The following is a 17,213-nucleotide window of genomic DNA, read 5'->3' as shown; positions in this document are numbered from 1 at the left end:
CCTCGCTTAGCCGCCCGCGGACGCTCCAAGACACACCGCAAACCTGTCCAAAGTCCCCTCAAAAACCTGCGTCATCAAATTACGCAACGATCCCCGCAAGGGGGAGGGGAGTTTGGCCGTGCTTGGCAGGGAAATCGGCGCCGGGTTGGGAACGATCACATCGCTGCGCGCGCGGGACGCTCAGAGCTCATTCGGATAAGGGCAACAAAGCCTGAGAGATCGCGGTGGTGACGCGCAAATCTCCCTCCCCCCGCGGAGCGGTGGGGAGGGTCGGCCGAGCGAAGCGGAGGCCGGGGTGGGGGGACGGAGCGCCCGGCTTCTCCTCACGCGAAATGGGCGGGGGCCGCGGGACGCCCACCGTTCTTGCTCCAGGTCTCCGACAAGCAACACCTAAGCAATTGGCAATTGCCCCCACCCGTCCGGCCCGATTGGCATCGGGCCGTCCACCCTCCCCACGAGGGGGGAGGGATAAGAGCGCGTTGCGACCGCCTGACTGCGCTGCAATCGCCCCTCTTTGAGGTTCTATCGGCTTAGCAACAAACGCAACGCTCTCGTCGGTGCCGCGAGCGCGCGATCGCTACTCGCTGATGCCGTAGCGGTGCAGGTCGTTGCCGTGGGTATCGATCCAGGCTTTGGCGCGCTCGGTGTGCGGGCAGGCCTTGCCGACCACCCGCCAGAATTTCGGCGAGTGGTTCATCTCGACCAGATGGCCGACCTCATGGGCCGCGAGGTAATCGAGCACGTAGCCCGGCGCCAGGATCAGCCGCCATGAGAACGACAGCGAACCGGCCGAGGTGCAGGAACCCCAGCGGCTCGACTGGTCGCGCACCGAGATCCGCGTCACCTTGACGCCCAGCAACTCGGCATAGCGATGCGAGGCCTTGGCCAGATCATGGCGCGCCTCGCGCTTGAGAAAATCACGGACCCGGCGATCGATGTGCTCGATCTCGCCGGCGACGCACAGCAGCCGCTCGCCATTATCGCGGGTTTCGGTCCAGACCGTGCCGCGCCCGGCGCGATGCACGATCTTATGGTCGACGCCGCGCAGCGGCAGCACGGTGCCATGCTGGAACGGCGCCGGCTTCGGCAACCGGCCAAGGCGCGCGGCGATCCAGCCACCGTGACGCTGCGCAAATTCCTTGGCATCGACGATGGTGCCGCGCGGCGGCATGGTCAGAATCGCTTCGCGGTCACTGGGATGAATGCGCAAAGTGTAGCGCCGCGCGCGGCGGTGCCGGCGCAGTCGCACCGCGAAAACCTGTGAGCCATGCTTGATGAGAATCGAATGGGGTTCGGCGGGACGCCGATACAGAAGTGCGCGAACGGCCATGTCTGAAAATCCGGACAACAGGAAGTCCGGGGGATTCTGCCATATCCGCCGCCATTGAAAGCGCTCGGCACGAAAACAAATCATTTGCCCAATATACAGCCCAGGCGAACCCCTGAACCCCAAGGTGATGGGTCCCGGAACAAAAGATTCCAGATTCTTTCTTTAAATTCCACGCGCCGAATCTAGATTCACGATTCCTTTCTAGCAATCGGCCGAGAAATAGGAAGTTCTTCCACGGAATCAGAGCGTTAGCTGATAGCCGTGCGAACCGCGTGTACACCGCGCTGATCAGCACGGTGCGCGATGCTGAATCTGAGTTGTTACTCCGCGGCGTGAGCTATCCTTGTTTCTGCGGCCATGGTCATGAAATCGGAGACGCGCGGCACGATCTCGGCGCGGAAACGCGAGCCGTTGAACACGCCGTAATGACCGACGCCGGGCTGCACATAATGCACACGGCGATGATCGGGAATCGAACTGCACAGCCGATGGCTGGCTTCGGTCTGGCCGAGACCCGAAATGTCGTCGTTCTCGCCTTCCACCGTCATCAAGGCGACGCGGGTGATCTTGCTGGGATCGACCACTTTGCCACGGTGCACAAATTGCCCCATCGGCAGCGCGTGCTTGATGAACACCACATCGACGGTCTGCAAATAATACTCCGCGGTCAGATCCATCACCGCCAGATACTCGTCGTAGAACTCGCGATGCTTGTCGGCGAGGTCGCCGTCGCCCTGGACCAGATGGTTGAACAGGTTGCGGTGCGCGTCCATGTGCCGGTCGAGATTCATGCTGATGAAGCCGTTCAGCTGCAAAAATCCCGGATAGACGTCGCGCATCACGCCCGGATGCGGGAACGGCACCTTGGTGATGACGTGGTTGCGGAACCAATCGATGCCGCGCTCGGCGGCGAGATTGTTGACCGCAGTCGGATTGCAGCGGGTATCGATCGGCCCGCCCATCAGCGTCATCGACAGCGGCACGAAAGGATCGCCCTGCGCTTCCATCACCGACACCGCCGCCAGCACCGGCACCGAGGGCTGGCACACCGCGATCACATGGACGTCTCCGCCCAGCACCTGCAGCATTTCAATGACGTAGTCGACGTAATCGTCGAGGTCGAACCGGCCTTCCGCCAGCGGAACCATGCGCGCGTCCGACCAGTCGGTGATGTAGACCTCATGGGTCGGCAGAAACGCCTCGACCGTGCCGCGCAGCAGCGTGGCGTAGTGGCCGGACATCGGCGCCACGATCAATAGCCGCGGCTGCGGATGGCGCAGCGGCCGCTCATGCTGCCGCTCGAAATGCAAAAGCCGGCAGAACGGCTTTTCCCAGACCGTGACCACCTGCACCGGGGTGATGACGCCCTGCACCTCGGTTTCGTCCAGCCCCCATTCGGGCTTGCCATAGCGGCGCGTGGTGCGCTCGAACACCTCGCAGGCCGCGGCAATCGACTTGCCAAGCTCGGTATGGGTCCAGGGATTGAGCGGATTTTGAAACATGATCTTGGTGGCGTCACCCATCATCCGCGCCGGATTGAGCGCCGCGTGTGCCACCTCATAGAACCAGTACATCGGCGTGGTCAGCGCCGGGCTGACCTCAACCGGCATCTCTGGCGGCCGACCGAATTCACCAATCACATACGGCATGGTGCCCCCCGATAGTTATCGTTTCATATTGGTCGCGCTCGCTTGGCTGGCGGCGAGGCAGCAAACCGCCGATTTTACCGGCATGAGATGGCGCACTGTCAAGCGCGGAGCTTAACCGAGGAGCGCTATTCACCGGCCTGGAGCAGCGACCCGTTGCGGCGCGCGCTGTTCAGCAGCCAGATGAAGGCCGCAAACGAGCCGGCAAACAGTGCCAAATTGATCGACGCCGCGGCGATCATCAGCTCGGGGCGGAAGACGTGCTCGATCAGCAGCGCGCGCATGCCCTCGAACACATAGGTCGGCGGCAGCATCCAGGCGATCCATTGCAGCCATTGCGGCAGCACGCTCACCGGATAGTAGACGCAGGCCAGCGGCATCAGCCCGAACATCACCGACCAGACGATGCTCTCGGCGCCGAGGCCGTTGCGCAGCACCAGGCCGGACACGAAGATGCCGAGCGACCAGCCGGTGAAGATCAGATTGCAGAAGAACGCCACCAGCGGCAGGCCCATGCTGAACAGATTGAAATCGAACGCATAGGTCGCCAGCACCAGCATCGGCACCACGCCGATCGCCAGGCGGATCAGGCTCATCAGCATCAGCGCGATCAGAAACTCGATCGGTTTTAGCGGGCTCATCATCAGGTTGCCCATGTTGCGCGCCCACATCTCCTCCAGAAAGGAGATCGAAAAGCCGAGCTGGCCGCGAAACAGAATGTCCCACAGGATCACCGCGCCGATCAGAATGCCGCCGGCCTGCGCGAAAAACCCAGCGTTCTGCACGATATAGAGCTGCAAGAAGCCCCAGGTGATCACCTGCAGCACGGGCCAGTACACCAGTTCCAGAAGCCGCGGCCAGGACGAGATCAACAGGTACCAATAGCGCAGGATCATCGCGCCGATCCGCTGCGCAGACAGCCCCAACACCGGCGTAGCCCCGCTCACGACGCCGTCTCCTGGGTGCGGCCGCGGGCGACATCGATGAACACTTCCTCGAGCGTATTGCGATTATAGCGCGCCATGATCGCGGCCGGGGTGTCGTCGTCCTCGATCCGGCCACGCTTCATGATGATCACCCGGTCGCACAGCCGCTCGACCTCGAGCATATTGTGCGAGGCCAAGAGAATGGTGGCGCCGTGGCGGCGCCGATAGTCCAAGAGCCGCTGCCGCACCCAATCGGCGGTGTCGGGATCGAGCGAGGCGGTCGGCTCGTCGAGCAGCAGCAGTTCCGGGCGGTTGATCAGCGCCTTGGCGAGCGCCACCCTTGTCTTCTGGCCGGCCGACAATTTGCCGTTCGGCCGGTCGAGAAAACCGGCGATATCGAGATCGTCGGCCAGCTCCGCGATCCGGGCTTTCAGGTCCGGCACCGAATAGAGCTTGCCGAACACCGTCAGGTTCTGACGCACCGTGAGCCGCATCGGCATGTCGACATAAGGGCTTTCAAAATTGACCCGGCCCAGCACCTCGGCGCTCTGCTCGGGCATCTGATAGCCCAGCACCCGGACCCGGCCCGAACTCGGCAGCACCAGGCCCATGATCATGGCGATGGTGGTGGTCTTGCCGGCGCCATTGCCGCCGAGCAGCCCGGTGATGCTGCCGCGCGCGACCGTGAAGGTCACGCCGTCGACCGCGCGGCCAGCTTTGAAATCCTTGACCAGATCGGCGACCTCGATCGCAGGCGAGGCCCCCGGACCGGCCATGATCGGTTCGGCTGATGATGTGCGGATCATTGTCATGAAGCGTTCCTGAGCCATGGCTGCGGCGAACGCAAGACTGCCGGCGATTGGTCACGAGGCGGGTGAGACCCAACGCCGCGCGACACCGCAAGTTGCGTCAGCGGTTTGTGGTCGGTTCGCGGCGCGATTACTGTTCCACCATGACTGATCTTGATCCCGCCGATTTCCGGCACCCCAGCCGCCATGTGCGGCTCGACACCATTTTGCGGCTGCGCTGGCTGGCCGCGCTCGGCCAGCTCGCCGCGATCTTCGTGGTCGCGCATGGCCTGGAATTCGATTTTCCGGTGCTGCCCTGCCTGACCATCATCGCGCTGTCGAGCATGGTCAATCTGGTGCTGCAAATCGCCTTCAACCCGATGCAGCGGCTTGGGCCGATGCATGCCGCGGCGCTGCTGGCGCTCAACATCGCCGAATTGGCCGGGCTGCTGTATCTCACCGGCGGTCTGCAGAACCCGTTTTCGTTCCTGTTCCTGGGGCCGGTGCTGATCGCGGCGACCGCGCTGCCGACCAGGATGACGATCGCGCTCGGCGTGTTCGCCGGGGCCTGCGCGGTGCTGCTGTTCTTCGATCACATGCCGCTGCCCTGGGACCCCGAGGACCCGTTGGTGCTGCCGCAGGTCTATCTGGCGGGCGTGCTGCTCTCGATCCTGCTCGCGATCGGCGTCACCAGCCTGTACACCTTCCAGGTCACCGAGGAGGCGCGCAAATTGTCGGACGCGCTGTCGGCCGCCGAGCTGGTGCTGGAGCGCGAACAGCACCTGACCCAGCTCGATGGCCTGGCCGCCGCCGCCGCGCATGAACTCGGCACCCCGCTCTCGACCATCGTGCTGATCTCGCGCGAGCTCGAGCAGACCGTGCCGCCGGACAGCCCGATGGCCGCCGACCTCGCCACGCTGCGCGAACAGGCGCAGCGCTGCCGGGAGATTCTTGGCAAGATTTCGCACCTCAACGCCGCCGGCGCGCCGTTCGACCGCATGCCGCTGTCGACGCTGATCGAAGAGGCGGTGGCGCCGCATCGCGATTTTGGCATCGACATCAAGGTGCGGATCGCGGTCGCCGGGGTGGCGCAACCGGTGACGATGCGCAACGCGGCCATTTTGTACGGGGTCGGCAACATCCTGGAAAACGCCGTCGATTTCGCCCGCAACACCGTGGAGGTGAGCGCCTGGTGGAATGCCGACACCGTGCAGATCGCGATTTCCGATGACGGCCCGGGGATCGCGCCCGATGTGATGCGCCGGATCGGCGAGCCTTATCTGTCGCGCCGGCGCCGGGCCTCCGATGGCCAGGGCCGCGCCGGTGGGCTCGGGCTCGGCGTGTTCATTGCCCGGACGCTGCTCGAGCGCACCGGCGCCAAAGTGTCATTCGGCAACAAGCCGTTTCCGGACCACGGTGCTGTGGTGCGGATCATCTGGCAGCGCGCCGATTTTGAGAAAAGCGCGCAACTGGCGCTGAGCGACGACATGGCGGAGGACGCCGTCCCCTAAGACGTTTTGTCGCGTTGCAGCAATTCGCTTGGCACCCCAGGCGGCCTTGGCATCGTCGCAAAGCCTCGCCATATCTGGGCCAGCCTGCCGAGGAGACACTCGATCGTGACCGCCATTCCTGAACTCAACAATTACGCCGATCGCTCGCTGCTGATCGTCGAAGACGACAAGCCATTTCTCGATCGGCTGTCGCGCGCCATGGAAAGCCGCGGCTTCAGCGTTACCGCTTGCGACAGTGTCACCGATGGCTTGGCTCATATCGGCAAAGCGGCCCCGGCGTTCGCCGTGGTCGATATGCGGCTTGGCGACGGCAACGGCCTCGACGTGGTGTCGGCGCTCAAGCGGCAGCGTCCCGACGCCCGCGCGATCGTGCTGACCGGCTATGGCAACATCGCCACCGCGGTGACCGCGGTAAAGATGGGCGCGGTCGATTATCTGTCGAAGCCCGCCGATGCCGACGACGTGGTCGCAGCGCTGCTGGCGATCACTGGCGAGAAATCAGAGCCGCCGCAAAATCCGATGTCGGCCGACCGGGTGCGCTGGGAGCACATCCAGCGCATCTATGAGATGTGCAACCGCAACGTCTCGGAAACCGCGCGCCGGCTCAACATGCATCGCCGCACCTTGCAGCGCATTCTGGCCAAGCGCGCACCGAAGTAGCTTCAAGCAATGCGGAAGTCTTCACCTCTCCCCGCTTGCGGGGCGAGGGAGTCCGCCTTCATCGCGGCAGCGCTGCCAACACAACAACTAAAGCTCCACAAACCCTTGCGGATCATTGAGCCGGCCGAGCCGCTGCGCCGCGCATAGCGCAAAGCGCACCGTCATCAGCTTGCGGGTCGGCGCCGGCAGTCGATGCTCGGGCGCCTCGCACTGCAGATGCGCGCCATAGCCATCGGCGACGATCAACCCGGTGTCCTGCGGAAAAATCTCGCACGGCAGCTCCGGCTTGCAGGCGAAGAACAGCCGGTCGCAATGCGCCCGATAATCCTGCCATTTGTGGTCGGCGCGCAGATCCTCCACCGACGATTTGATTTCGATGATCCAGATCTCGCTGCGCTCATTGAGCGCCACCAGATCGGCGCGGCGCCCGGACGGCAGCGGCAATTCCGGCACGCAGGCAAAGCCGAGCGAACGCAGCAGCCGCGCGGTGCCGCGCGCGATCGCAAGCGCCGCTTCGGATTGCCGGCGATCAATCGGCACATCGATTTGAACGGGTTCCGATTCCATCGCGACCAAGCTTAGCCGAATCCGGCCGCGTGCCACCAGAGGCCGCGCCATTCGGTGCATTCGGTGCCGGCGTCATATCACGCATGGCACGCGGACCATGGGCAATGGCGGGGCATTGGAGACTGGGATCATGACATCATTCAATTCTATTCGCGCGCTGGCGATTGCCGCGCTCGCCAGTGCCGCGGCGCTCGCCTTCGCCGCGCCGGCATCGGCCAAGCCCACCGTGGAAGTGGCGTTCGTGCTCGACACCACCGGCTCGATGAGCGCGCTGATCGAAGGCGCCAAGCGCAAGATCTGGTCGATCGCCACGACCATCGTTGACCAGAACCCCGATGCCGAAATCAAGATCGGCCTGATCGCCTATCGCGACATTGGCGATGACTACGTGACCCGCAGCTTTGCGCTGACCACTGACATTCAAGACTTGTACGCCAATCTATTGGAGACCAAGGCGCGCGGCGGCGGCGACTGGCCGGAAAGCGTCAATGAAGCGCTCGACGTCGCCGTCAACAAGCTGCAATGGAGCGAGGGCAAGGATAGCAGCCGCATCATCTTCCTGGTCGGCGATGCGCCGCCGCATATGGACTACGCGCAGGATACCAAGTTTCCCAAAACCCTGGCGGTAGCGCGGCAGAAGGACATCGTTGTCAACGCCGTGCAGGCCGGCGACGCGCGCGACACCGCACAGGTCTGGCACGAGATCGCCGATCGCGGCGGCGGCCGCTACATCCCGATTCCGCAGGATGGCGGCCAGGTGGTGATCATCGAAACGCCCTATGACGATGAGATCATCATTCTGCAAAAAGAGATCAACGGCACCGTGCTGCCCTATGGCCCGCCGGCTTTGCAGCGCCGCACCGAAGGCAAAGCGCGGCAATTGTCGGAAGTCGCCGCGGCGGCGCCGGCCTCGGCGTCCGACATGGCGAGCTACATCAACAAGCGCGCCAAGGTCGCCTCGGAAGCGGTGACCGGCGGCGGCGATCTGGTCGGCGATGTCGCGGCCGGGCGTACCAAGCTCGACACCGTCAAGGACGACGAGCTGCCCGATAGTTTGCGCAAGCTCGACGCGCAGCAGCGCGCCAGCGAGATCGAGACCCGGCTCAAAACCCGCAAGGCGCTCAATGACAAGCTCGCGGCGCTGGTGATGAAGCGCGACCAATATGTCGCCGCCCATCACGACAAATCCGCGCCGCCGGCCTCGTCATTCGACCGCAGCGTCGCCGACACGCTCAAGGCGCAGATCAAGCGGTAACGCCAGCCGGCTGTCATGCCCTCGCAATCCGCTTCTGCAATTTTTCTTGGCGGCTTGCGAAAAATCGGCAAAGTGCGGGCATGACAGAGCAAAACGAAGCGACCAATGCCAAGGCTGGGGCGGCGATCATTCCGGTGACGCCGTTCCAGCAAAATTGCATGCTGCTGTGGTGCGAGACCACCCGCAAGGCGGTGGTGATCGATCCCGGCGGCGATGTCGCGGCGATCCGTGCCGCGATCGATCAGGCCGGCGTCACCGTGGAAAAAATCTGGCTGACCCATGGCCATGTCGACCATGTCGGCGGCGCCGATGAGCTGCGCGAGCAGCTCGGCGTGCCGGTCGAGGGCCCGCATATCGGCGACCAATTTCTGCTTGAGCATGTGGTGGAGAGCGGCCGCGGTTTTGGTATCACCGGGGTACGCAACGTTACACCCGATCGCTGGCTCGAGGATGGCGAGCGGCTCACGGTCGGCGAACTGAGCTTTCTGGTGCTGCATTGCCCCGGCCATTCGCCGGGCAGCGTGGTGTATTTCAGCGATGCGATGCGCTTCGCCATCGTTGGCGACGTGCTGTTCGCCGGCTCGATCGGACGCACCGATCTGCCGGGCGGCAATCATCGCACCTTGATCAGTTCGATCACGGACAAGCTGATGCCGCTTGGCGACGACGTCGGCTTCATCAGCGGCCACGGGCCGGGCTCGACCATCGGTCAGGAGCGCGTCAGCAACCCGTTCCTGAACGGCCAGATGTAGCGCGCGCTGATCTTGGTAGCAGCTTCATCGTGATGGCCGGGCTTGTCCCGGCCATTGACGTTTTGTCGTAAGCTCAAGACGTGGATGCCCGGAACAAACCCGGGCATCACGCATCACGTTTGATGGACCGAGGGATTACTCGACAATATCGACCACGCGCCGGCTACGCGGATCAACCAGCACCGTGCGGTTGTTGACCACCGTGTAGCGATAATTGCGCGCGCCATATTCGTCGGGGATTTCATAGAACGTCACGCCCTCGGCGGGCAGCACCGTGCCGACCCTGACCTCATCGCGATAGCGGAACGACGGGTGACGCTGCTCGACCGCATAGGCGCGGAAGCGCGGCCGCTCATCAACGCCGAGCACACCGGCGACGCCGCCGACCACACCACCAATGGTGCCGCCAACCACCGCACCGAGCGGCCCCGCCGCCTCGCCGCCTTCGCGCGCACCGCGCTCAATGCCGCCGGGAACGCCTTGCGCCGCGGCCAGCGTCGGAATCATCAGCACTGCGATCACAGCGCCAGTACCGAGCCATCGTCGAATCATAGGAACTCCTCAGTCTGTTGAAACGGACCTTGGACAACCCGTCGCAGCAGTTCATGTTCCGCAGCGAAACGCAGGAACCTGGTGACAGGAACCACATGTGTCAGGCGTGAATGCGGGCATCCACGTCACCATCAATTGATACCAACCACTCCGCATGTCATGGGCTCCGTCCCGGCCATCCACGTCTTTAATCTTGCAGCACGTTCAAGACGTCGATGCCCGCGACAAGCGCGGGCATGACGTGATGAAGTTGGCACCAATCGAGGCGTGATTACTTGATCAAGCCGGCAGCGGTCAGCGCCTTGGTGATCACGGCCGCGACATCGATGCCGCGCCGGCCGGCGCCGTGCTGGGCGAACTGATCGTTCGGCGCCGATTGCGAGGTCGAATTCGCTCGCTCCTGTTTGCGCGCAGGTTCCGCATCGGCGGCAAGATGAATACGCCCGGTCAGGCCGAAGAACTTGGCAATGTGATAGGACGACGCAATGCCGGCCTCGAGCAGAAACGGCCCGGGCGCGCCAAAGCGCTCGCCGGTGTCGGCGACGCCAAGCGGCGTGCCATGCGCCATGCCGGCGATGGTGTAGGACTCCACCACCACCGTGCCATCGGCATCGCGCCATTGCCGGCGCGCTTGGCCATCGACCGTTCCGTCCACGCTCGGCGCGGCCGGCACGCCATGCAGATCGAGCCATTGCAGCGCGAGCTGACTGGCATTGCCGGGATGCACGGTGCGATCGGCGCTGCCGTGCCACACCGATAGTCGCGGCCACGGGCCCTGATGATCGGACGCATGACGCACCCGGTCGCCCAGTTCCGGGCCGCTATGGGTCGCCGGACTCATCATGGCATGCAGCGCCTGCCGGACATTATGCGCGACGCCGTAAGGCAGGCCGGCGATCACCGCGCCCGCTGAAAACACCTCGGGATAGGTGGCGAGCAGCACCGCGCTCATCGCGCCGCCCGCCGACAAGCCGGTGATGAAGATGCGCTTGCGATCGAGCTTATGGGCGCGCACCATCTGTTCGACCATCGCCCGGATCGAGGCCGCTTCGCCATGGCCGCGCCGGATATCCTCCGGGCTGAACCAGTTGAAACAGCCTTGCGGATTATTGGCCTTCTGCTGTTCCGGCATCAGCAGCGCAAAGCCATAGCGGCGCGCCAGCGTCGACCAGCCGGCGCCGAACTCATAGCCGGCCGCGCTCTGGCCGCAGCCATGCAGCACCACCACCAGCGGCGCTTTCGCCGGCAGGCCGGGCGGCAGGTAGCTCCACATGCGCAGCGCGCCGGGATTGCTGCCGAAAGAGCTGGTTTCAACCAGCGGGCTATCGATGGCCTGCGGCGCCAGACCGTTGACAAGCCTGGCGTTTTTAAGCCGGCGAAGGAACTCGATCTGGCTGGCGAGGGACATGCGGCTCCTTGGCGGCAAACGGCGTCGTCCCCCTGATATGGTTGCTGCAGTGCAATATAAAAGGGCGCGCCACACTATGAACGCATCATTCGCGCGGCCCGGCAAGTTCCGTCGCGCGCGTTCGCTTGACGCAAACCAAGGCGTAGCGGTAAGCGGCACAGCCGGAGCAACGGCCGTGCCGCTTACCGATCAATCAACGACGCGCGGCGAACAGCTCAATCGCAGCCGCGGCTGCGCTCCAGCCATTTGATCTCCTCAATGCGCGACCGGATATGACGCGGCAGCGGCACCGCCGCCTGATCGTCATACATGCAGCCGGCATTGCCGAAGAACGAGATCGCCCGCGCGGTCTTGAAGCAGTAACCGGCGTCCTTGTAGTAGCCGTTGCGCTCGACCCACAGATCCTGACAGCTCTGCGCCTGCGCCAGCGACGCGAACATGGTCGCGGCCGCCAGCGCCGAACTTACGGCGATGATCGTCCGGCCAATATGGCGCGGCGCGGCTTGATAGTTCGACGACGTTACTCCTGTCATGGCTGTCGCCCTCATCTGATCATTCAATCATTGTAGTAATAACGCTGCTGACGATAATAGCGACGCTCGCGGCGCGCTTGATCGCGCGCGGCTTGTTCGGCAGCGATACCGATCATGGTACCGACGATACCGGCGGCCACCGCCGCGCCGGCATTGCCGCCACCGCCGTGACGATGATGATAACCGCCGCCACCGCCATGGTAGCGACCGCCGCCGCCATGCACCCGCGGGCCACCGCCACCATGCCCGCCGCCGCGATAGCCTCCGCCGCCATGGCGGTATTGTACCTGCTGCAGCGGCAACACGCCTTCAATGACGATCGAGCGATCGGCGCTGTGCAGCGCTGATGCGCTGGCGCCGAGCGATGCGGCCGCGGCCTGGTCCGCCGTGCACGTCAAACACGTGCCTGCCAGCAGCAGTCCCGCTGCAAAGAAACGAATCAACGACATCAAAAATTCCTCCATCAATGAACCGCCCGCCAACTCCGGCCGACGCGAACGTGATGTGGCATCCTCAAGCCGCGCAGCGTCTACAATCGTTGATTTACGACAACTCCGATGATGCCGCGCGAGCCGACCACTGCTTGCACTCGCATGGCGCGCAACTATCTCTAGCTGCTGGGGACCAAGCTCGCCTGCCCTTCCGCCACCTGCCCTCCCGCGCGCAACATGGACTGGTTCGAATGTATGATGTCTTGAAAGCTCTCCACGTCATCGGTGTCGTGCTGCTGGTGGGCAATGTGACGATCACCGCTTACTGGAAGGTGCTGTCCGACCGCACCAACGATCCGAAGATCGTGGCGCACGCCCAACGCGGCGTGAATGTCGCCGACTGGATCTTCACGCTCGCCGGTATCGCGCTGGTGATGATCGGCGGCTATGGCGCGGCCTGGGTCAAGGGTTTGCCGTTGTTCGATTCGATCTGGCTGGTCGGCGGCCAGATTCTGTTCGTGGTGTCCGGCATGATGTGGCTCGGCATCCTGGTGCCGCTGCAGATCCGCCAGGGCCGCGCCGCGCGGCTGTTCGCCAACGCCGAGCGGATCCCGATGGATTATTTGCGCGACTCGCAGCGCTGGCTGGTGTGGGGCATCATCGCCACCGTGCCGCTGGTGGCCGCCACCGTGCTGATGGTGCTCAAGCCGTAAGGCTAGTCGGCGGCGCCGGTCGCGGCCGACGCCTTGCTCGAGACCCGCTCGTTGAGACGCATCGCGAGGTCGCGGAAATTGCGCTGCAACTGTTCGAGCGCAAAGCCGAGCGCGAAGAACTGCTCCATCTGCTCGCCCGACAGCGCCCGGGTCAGGCCTTCGCGCCGCACCTCGGCAACTTCGTTCGTATAGTGGGTGAGCGCCTGCTGCAGCGGCTCAAGCGGCGGAGCGTGCCTGCGGCTGCGCAGCGCCTCGGCCGAGGTCCGCAGATAGTCCGTCGCGGCGACGCCGACCCGCTTGAGGGCGCCGCCGAGCCTTTGCTGCATCACATCGGGCAGCGGCGCGCCGGCGGCGCGGCCGATCATCACCAGATCGTGGCGCAGCCGCAGCAACGTGCGCAAGAGCGGCGCGGCATCGAGACCGGGCGACAACCCGACCACGCGCTCGCTTTCCGCCTCGCCGGCCACTTCGCCGAGCTTGACCAGCGATTCGCCGATGCCGTCCTGCAGGCGGTGCAGCGCGTCGTTGTCGAGGCCGCGCGTCAGCCCGGCGAGCAGCTCACGCAACGCATCGGCCATCAGTTCCAGAATACGCGCCGCGCAGCCCATCGCCATGCCCATCGCCCGCGACGGCAGCACGAAGAACGAAACCACCAGCCCGGTGATGGCACCGACCCCGACTTCCAGCACGCGGTCGATTGCCGAATCGATCGGCTGCACTTCGGTCATGGTCGGCACCAGCAGCACGATAATCGCCGTGACCGTGGCGACATGCAGGCGCGGATTGAACGCCGCAAGCAGCGCCAGCGGCGCCACCACCACCGCCAGCAAAGCCAGCAGTTCAAATTCGTTGCCATGCGGCACGAAGATCGTGACCACGCCGCCATAGATCACGCCGCCGATCGTGCCGACCAGATAATCGAGCGCGGTTTTCAGCGAGCGGCCAACGCTCAGCTGCGTGACGATGATCGACGTCAGCACCGCCCATAGCGGCAGATGCAAATGCAACAGCTGGGCGGCCGCGAACGCCAGCAACGCGGCGAGCGTGACGCGCAGCGCAAGCCCGAGTTGCGGACGGCGCGACTTCAGTCGCTTGACGAGCAGGGAACGCAGCTTCGGCATCGGCATCAATTCGGTATTGGCTCCGGTTGTTGCCAGGGCGGCGCCCCGGCGAGAGACGGTCACAGACCACAGAGAATGGCGCCATGCAAATCACGCGCCCTGCCAGCGCTTGAACGGCGTGGGGCCGCCGCCTAACGTGCCGCAAATTTCCCGAACTTGGAATGCGATATGGCTGATGAAACCGCGACGCTTGCTGCCTATGTCAGCGCACTCGATCACGACGACATTCCGGTCGAGGTGCGCACGCGGGCCAAGCTGCTGACGCTCGATTTCCTCGGCAGCGCGATTCGCGCGCGCCGCGATGCCGAATCGACGCCGTCGTTGTTGCAGATGCTGAGCTCGCTGTCGCTCGATGGCAGCGGCCCGGCCACCGTGTTCGGCGACGAGCGCGGCTTCACCCCGGCGATCGCCGCGCTGCTGAACGGCGCGCTCGGCCACTCGCTCGATTTCGACGACACCCACGCCGATTCTTCGCTGCATCCATCGGCGCCGGTGGTGCCGGCGGCGTTCGCGATCGGCGAACTGATCGGCGCTTCCGGGCGCGAGGTGCTGACCGCGATCATCGCCGGCTATGAAGTGTGCTGCCGGCTCGGCAATGCGCTCGACCCGACCTCGCATTACGCGCGCGGCTTCCACCCGACCGCGACCGCGGGCGCCTATGGCGCCGCCGCAGCGGCCGCCAAGCTGCTCAAGCTCAGCCCGGAGCGCATCATCGCGGCGTTCGGCGTGTCCGGCAGCCAGGCCGCGGGTTCATTGCAGTTTCTGGTCAATGGCGCCTGGAACAAGCGCTATCAGGTCGGCGCGGCGGCGATGAACGGCGTGATCGCGGCAACGCTGGCGAACCATGGTTTTGTTGGCGCCACGCAATCGATCGAAGGCATTCATGGCCTGTTGGTCGGCTACACCGACACACCGCATCCGGGCAAAGCGGTCGCCGGTCTTGGCACCGTCTATGAAACGATGAAGATCGGCATCAAGCCCTATCCGAGCTGCCGCTACACCCATGCCGCGATCGATGCGCTGATCGCGATGCGCCGCGAGCACGGTTTGACGCCCGATCAGATCCGCCGCGTGGAAATCGGCCTGCACCGCAACGGCATCACGCTGACCGGCGATGCCGCGACCAAGCGCCATCCGAAAACCATCGTCGCTGGTCAGTTCTCGATGTACTTCACCGGCGCGCTGGCGCTGGCGCAAGGCAGCTTTGGCTGGGACGACTACGCGCGGCTTGGCGATGCCGAGATCGACGCGCTCGCCGATCGTTTCGAGGTGGTGCGGGATACGCGGCTCGAAGGCCGTACCCATCCGTTCGGCGGCCGGGTGACGATCCATACCGACCAGGGCGTGCTGGAGCGCATCAACGACGATCCGTCGGGCGAGCCGTGCTCATTCCCGAGCGCGAACGCCATGACTGGCAAGTTCATGCAGCTGGCGCAGCCGGTGCTTGGCGGCGGCGCGCAGCGCTTTGCTGATGCGCTGCTGACGCTCGAACAATTCGAGCGCATCGACGGCGTCGCCCGGCTCGGCCGACTCTAACAGCAGCGGCGCCCTCCAATGTGACCCGTCATGCCCGAGCTTGTGCGCGCAAGCGGCTTACTTACGCACGCAGATCACCCGCAGCAGCGCGCCATCGGCGCTGCCGGAGCTGCCCTCCAGCGGCGTAACGCCGTGCTGGCTGAGAAACGCGCGCACCTCATCGCCGCCGCGCAGCGTCGCCTGCGCCGGCTTGAGTTGCGCGAGCCCCGCGAACCGGCCCTGACGATCAAGCGCCGGCAAAGCCAGCGCCCGGCGCCGGCGTTAGCAGCGGCTCGTCGCCCGGCCGCGCCGCCTGCAACTGGCTGCGCACATGGCTGACCGCCAGCTCGCGACCATTGTCCTCGGCGACCTTGTCGGCGTGGCCGTGCCCGGCGACCACGATCGCCATGCAGCGAAAGCCGCTCGGCCTGCGCCTTGCCATTGTCGGGCGGCACAGAAGCGGCAGGGCGTGCCTTGGCGGCCGCAATTGCGGGCGGCGGGCTATTTTGCGCGTTGGCCGCGCCGGCCGCCGCGATCACGATCAGGGTTGCGGCGAGGCTCATTCTCATGACAATTCCCGCGGTCGCGCTCAGGACGCGCAGCTAAGCACACCGTCTTGGTCGGCGACAACGGCATGCGGGTTCAGCCCTGGCGCGGCCCCGCCGAACAGGAATGTCACGCCATCATGCTGAGCCCCACCGAACTCGAACGCTATGCCCGCCATATCGTGCTGCAGGAGGTCGGCGGCCCCGGCCAGGCCAAGCTGCAACAGGCCGCGGTGCTGGTGATCGGCGCCGGCGGCCTCGGCGCGCCGGTGCTGATGTATCTGGCGGCGGCGGGCGTCGGCCGGCTTGGCGCGGTCGATGACGACACGGTGTCGCTGTCCAATCTGCAGCGCCAGATCATTCACGGCACGCCGGACCTTGGCCGGCGCAAGGTCGACAGCGCCGCCGACCGGGTGCAGGCGCTCAACCCGCATGTGCAGTTCGTCGGACACCCGCTGCGGCTCAATGCCGGCAACGCGCTCGACTTGTTTGGCGGCTATGATCTGGTGATCGACGGCTCCGACAATTTCGCGACGCGCTATCTGGTGTCGGATGGCTGCTATTTGGCGCGAAAACCGCTGATCACCGGCGCGCTCGGCGCGTTCGACGGCTCGGTGACCACGATCCGAGCCCATGAGCGCAACGCCGCGGGCGAGCTGAACCCAAGCTATCGCTGCCTGTTTCCGGAGCCGCCGCCGCCCGGCGCGGTGCCGACCTGTCAGGAAGCCGGCGTGCTTGGCGCGCTGGCCGGCATGATCGGCTCGATGATGGCGCTGGAAGCGATCCGCGAGATCGTCGGCTTTGGCGACAGTCTGGTCGGACGGCTGTTGATGATCGACGCCCGCGCGATGCGTTTTGAGACGCTGCGTTACCGGCGTGATCCGCATAATCCTTTGAATGGCGATGCGCCGACCATTGTCGATCTGAGCGGCCATCGCTGACGGCGCGCTCCGCGTCGGC

The 17,213-nt window shown here is 64.9% G+C and carries 19 protein-coding genes; 7 read left to right on the top strand and 12 right to left on the bottom strand.

The window, feature by feature from the left end; genetic code table 11:
* Nucleotides 1-577 precede the first annotated feature (577 nt).
* The 4 genes from BJ122_RS16185 to BJ122_RS16170 all read right to left on the bottom strand — a co-directional run bounded on the left by BJ122_RS16185 (nucleotide 578) and on the right by BJ122_RS16170 (nucleotide 4,708).
* Nucleotides 578-1,414 (bottom strand): M48 family metallopeptidase, encoded by an 837-nt coding sequence (locus BJ122_RS16185; protein ID WP_027278763.1) that lies wholly within the window; start codon nucleotides 1,412-1,414, stop codon nucleotides 578-580.
* A 236-nt stretch (nucleotides 1,415-1,650) separates the two neighbouring features.
* Nucleotides 1,651-2,979, bottom strand: coding sequence for a polyhydroxyalkanoate depolymerase (locus tag BJ122_RS16180; RefSeq protein WP_110782234.1), 1,329 nt, complete (start codon nucleotides 2,977-2,979; stop codon nucleotides 1,651-1,653).
* Nucleotides 2,980-3,104: 125 nt separating this feature from the next.
* Nucleotides 3,105-3,872, bottom strand: coding sequence for an ABC transporter permease (locus BJ122_RS16175; protein WP_110782244.1), 768 nt, complete (start codon nucleotides 3,870-3,872; stop codon nucleotides 3,105-3,107).
* 47 nt (nucleotides 3,873-3,919) lie between these two features.
* Nucleotides 3,920-4,708, bottom strand: coding sequence for an ABC transporter ATP-binding protein (locus tag BJ122_RS16170; RefSeq protein ID WP_430694790.1), 789 nt, complete (start codon nucleotides 4,706-4,708; stop codon nucleotides 3,920-3,922).
* Nucleotides 4,709-4,854: 146 nt separating this feature from the next.
* Here BJ122_RS16170 and BJ122_RS16165 point away from each other — a divergent pair, with 146 nt between their 5' ends.
* Nucleotides 4,855-6,201, top strand: a complete 1,347-nt coding sequence (locus tag BJ122_RS16165) for an ActS/PrrB/RegB family redox-sensitive histidine kinase (protein ID WP_110782233.1) — start codon at nucleotides 4,855-4,857, stop codon at nucleotides 6,199-6,201.
* A gap of 105 nt (nucleotides 6,202-6,306) precedes the next feature.
* Complete coding sequence (locus BJ122_RS16160; RefSeq protein ID WP_110782232.1) at nucleotides 6,307-6,861, top strand: ActR/PrrA/RegA family redox response regulator transcription factor; 555 nt, start codon at nucleotides 6,307-6,309, stop codon at nucleotides 6,859-6,861.
* Nucleotides 6,862-6,948: 87 nt separating this feature from the next.
* Here the strand turns inward: BJ122_RS16160 and BJ122_RS16155 are convergent, their stop codons facing one another.
* The gene (locus BJ122_RS16155) at nucleotides 6,949-7,428 is read right to left on the bottom strand and encodes an MmcB family DNA repair protein (RefSeq protein ID WP_110782242.1); all 480 of its coding nucleotides are present in this window, start codon (nucleotides 7,426-7,428) and stop codon (nucleotides 6,949-6,951) included.
* Between the two features lie 130 nt (nucleotides 7,429-7,558).
* On the opposite strand from BJ122_RS16155, the gene BJ122_RS16150 reads away from it, so the two are divergent.
* Both BJ122_RS16150 and BJ122_RS16145 read left to right on the top strand, forming a co-directional pair.
* On the top strand, nucleotides 7,559-8,683 hold the full coding sequence (locus tag BJ122_RS16150) for a vWA domain-containing protein (protein ID WP_110782231.1): 1,125 nt from the start codon (nucleotides 7,559-7,561) through the stop codon (nucleotides 8,681-8,683).
* A gap of 80 nt (nucleotides 8,684-8,763) precedes the next feature.
* Nucleotides 8,764-9,435 (top strand): MBL fold metallo-hydrolase, encoded by a 672-nt coding sequence (locus BJ122_RS16145; RefSeq protein WP_110782230.1) that lies wholly within the window; start codon nucleotides 8,764-8,766, stop codon nucleotides 9,433-9,435.
* Between the two features lie 135 nt (nucleotides 9,436-9,570).
* Here BJ122_RS16145 and BJ122_RS16140 read toward each other — a convergent pair whose 3' ends face one another.
* The 4 genes from BJ122_RS16140 to BJ122_RS19330 form a co-directional block, all read right to left on the bottom strand.
* Complete coding sequence (locus BJ122_RS16140) at nucleotides 9,571-9,987, bottom strand: DUF1236 domain-containing protein (RefSeq protein WP_110782229.1); 417 nt, start codon at nucleotides 9,985-9,987, stop codon at nucleotides 9,571-9,573.
* 271 nt (nucleotides 9,988-10,258) lie between these two features.
* The gene (locus BJ122_RS16135; RefSeq protein ID WP_110782228.1) at nucleotides 10,259-11,395 is read right to left on the bottom strand and encodes an extracellular catalytic domain type 1 short-chain-length polyhydroxyalkanoate depolymerase; all 1,137 of its coding nucleotides are present in this window, start codon (nucleotides 11,393-11,395) and stop codon (nucleotides 10,259-10,261) included.
* Between the two features lie 215 nt (nucleotides 11,396-11,610).
* Nucleotides 11,611-11,928: a YARHG domain-containing protein gene (locus tag BJ122_RS16130; protein WP_110782227.1), complete on the bottom strand. Its 318-nt coding sequence runs from the start codon at nucleotides 11,926-11,928 to the stop codon at nucleotides 11,611-11,613.
* Between the two features lie 23 nt (nucleotides 11,929-11,951).
* Entirely contained in the window at nucleotides 11,952-12,377 is a 426-nt protein-coding gene (locus BJ122_RS19330; RefSeq protein ID WP_181418972.1) for a hypothetical protein, read from the bottom strand.
* Between the two features lie 233 nt (nucleotides 12,378-12,610).
* Here BJ122_RS19330 and BJ122_RS16120 point away from each other — a divergent pair, with 233 nt between their 5' ends.
* On the top strand, nucleotides 12,611-13,072 hold the full coding sequence (locus tag BJ122_RS16120; RefSeq protein ID WP_110782225.1) for a DUF2269 family protein: 462 nt from the start codon (nucleotides 12,611-12,613) through the stop codon (nucleotides 13,070-13,072).
* Nucleotides 13,073-13,074: 2 nt separating this feature from the next.
* On the opposite strand, the gene BJ122_RS16115 is transcribed toward BJ122_RS16120, so the two are convergent.
* Nucleotides 13,075-14,193, bottom strand: coding sequence for an FUSC family protein (locus tag BJ122_RS16115; protein ID WP_110782241.1), 1,119 nt, complete (start codon nucleotides 14,191-14,193; stop codon nucleotides 13,075-13,077).
* Nucleotides 14,194-14,361: 168 nt separating this feature from the next.
* Here BJ122_RS16115 and BJ122_RS16110 point away from each other — a divergent pair, with 168 nt between their 5' ends.
* Nucleotides 14,362-15,729, top strand: coding sequence for an MmgE/PrpD family protein (locus tag BJ122_RS16110; RefSeq protein ID WP_110782224.1), 1,368 nt, complete (start codon nucleotides 14,362-14,364; stop codon nucleotides 15,727-15,729).
* Between the two features lie 57 nt (nucleotides 15,730-15,786).
* On the opposite strand, the gene BJ122_RS16105 is transcribed toward BJ122_RS16110, so the two are convergent.
* Nucleotides 15,787-15,969, bottom strand: coding sequence for a hypothetical protein (locus tag BJ122_RS16105; protein ID WP_110782223.1), 183 nt, complete (start codon nucleotides 15,967-15,969; stop codon nucleotides 15,787-15,789).
* Nucleotides 15,956-16,150: a hypothetical protein gene (locus tag BJ122_RS19325; RefSeq protein ID WP_210205467.1), complete on the bottom strand. Its 195-nt coding sequence runs from the start codon at nucleotides 16,148-16,150 to the stop codon at nucleotides 15,956-15,958. Before BJ122_RS19325 ends, BJ122_RS16105 begins: the two co-directional genes overlap by 14 nt.
* Before the next feature lie 243 nt (nucleotides 16,151-16,393).
* On the opposite strand from BJ122_RS19325, the gene BJ122_RS16100 reads away from it, so the two are divergent.
* A complete protein-coding gene (locus BJ122_RS16100; protein WP_110782240.1) occupies nucleotides 16,394-17,194 on the top strand; it encodes a HesA/MoeB/ThiF family protein in 801 nt (266 codons plus the stop codon).
* Nucleotides 17,195-17,213 lie beyond the last annotated feature (19 nt).

The sequence above is a fragment of the Rhodopseudomonas faecalis genome (assembly GCF_003217325.1).
Lineage (GTDB): Bacteria > Pseudomonadota > Alphaproteobacteria > Rhizobiales > Xanthobacteraceae > Rhodopseudomonas > Rhodopseudomonas faecalis.
This window is presented reverse-complemented; position numbering and strand designations above follow the sequence as displayed.

What these genes read in the sequence shown, in the direction of transcription:
- BJ122_RS16185 (WP_027278763.1), bottom strand. Translation starts at nt 1,414, where the DNA reads ATGATTTGTTTTCGTGCCGAGCGCTTTCAATGGCGGCGGATATGGCAG.
- BJ122_RS16180 (WP_110782234.1), bottom strand. Translation starts at nt 2,979, where the DNA reads ATGCCGTATGTGATTGGTGAATTCGGTCGGCCGCCAGAGATGCCGGTT.
- BJ122_RS16175 (WP_110782244.1), bottom strand. Translation starts at nt 3,872, where the DNA reads ATGATCCTGCGCTATTGGTACCTGTTGATCTCGTCCTGGCCGCGGCTT.
- BJ122_RS16170 (WP_430694790.1), bottom strand. Translation starts at nt 4,708, where the DNA reads ATGATCCGCACATCATCAGCCGAACCGATCATGGCCGGTCCGGGGGCC.
- BJ122_RS16165 (WP_110782233.1), top strand. Translation starts at nt 4,855, where the DNA reads ATGACTGATCTTGATCCCGCCGATTTCCGGCACCCCAGCCGCCATGTG.
- BJ122_RS16155 (WP_110782242.1), bottom strand. Translation starts at nt 7,428, where the DNA reads ATGGAATCGGAACCCGTTCAAATCGATGTGCCGATTGATCGCCGGCAA.
- BJ122_RS16150 (WP_110782231.1), top strand. Translation starts at nt 7,559, where the DNA reads ATGACATCATTCAATTCTATTCGCGCGCTGGCGATTGCCGCGCTCGCC.
- BJ122_RS16145 (WP_110782230.1), top strand. Translation starts at nt 8,764, where the DNA reads ATGACAGAGCAAAACGAAGCGACCAATGCCAAGGCTGGGGCGGCGATC.
- BJ122_RS16140 (WP_110782229.1), bottom strand. Translation starts at nt 9,987, where the DNA reads ATGATTCGACGATGGCTCGGTACTGGCGCTGTGATCGCAGTGCTGATG.
- BJ122_RS16135 (WP_110782228.1), bottom strand. Translation starts at nt 11,395, where the DNA reads ATGTCCCTCGCCAGCCAGATCGAGTTCCTTCGCCGGCTTAAAAACGCC.
- BJ122_RS16130 (WP_110782227.1), bottom strand. Translation starts at nt 11,928, where the DNA reads ATGACAGGAGTAACGTCGTCGAACTATCAAGCCGCGCCGCGCCATATT.
- BJ122_RS19330 (WP_181418972.1), bottom strand. Translation starts at nt 12,377, where the DNA reads ATGTCGTTGATTCGTTTCTTTGCAGCGGGACTGCTGCTGGCAGGCACG.
- BJ122_RS16120 (WP_110782225.1), top strand. Translation starts at nt 12,611, where the DNA reads ATGTATGATGTCTTGAAAGCTCTCCACGTCATCGGTGTCGTGCTGCTG.
- BJ122_RS16115 (WP_110782241.1), bottom strand. Translation starts at nt 14,193, where the DNA reads ATGCCGAAGCTGCGTTCCCTGCTCGTCAAGCGACTGAAGTCGCGCCGT.
- BJ122_RS16110 (WP_110782224.1), top strand. Translation starts at nt 14,362, where the DNA reads ATGGCTGATGAAACCGCGACGCTTGCTGCCTATGTCAGCGCACTCGAT.
- BJ122_RS19325 (WP_210205467.1), bottom strand. Translation starts at nt 16,150, where the DNA reads ATGGCAAGGCGCAGGCCGAGCGGCTTTCGCTGCATGGCGATCGTGGTC.
- BJ122_RS16100 (WP_110782240.1), top strand. Translation starts at nt 16,394, where the DNA reads ATGCTGAGCCCCACCGAACTCGAACGCTATGCCCGCCATATCGTGCTG.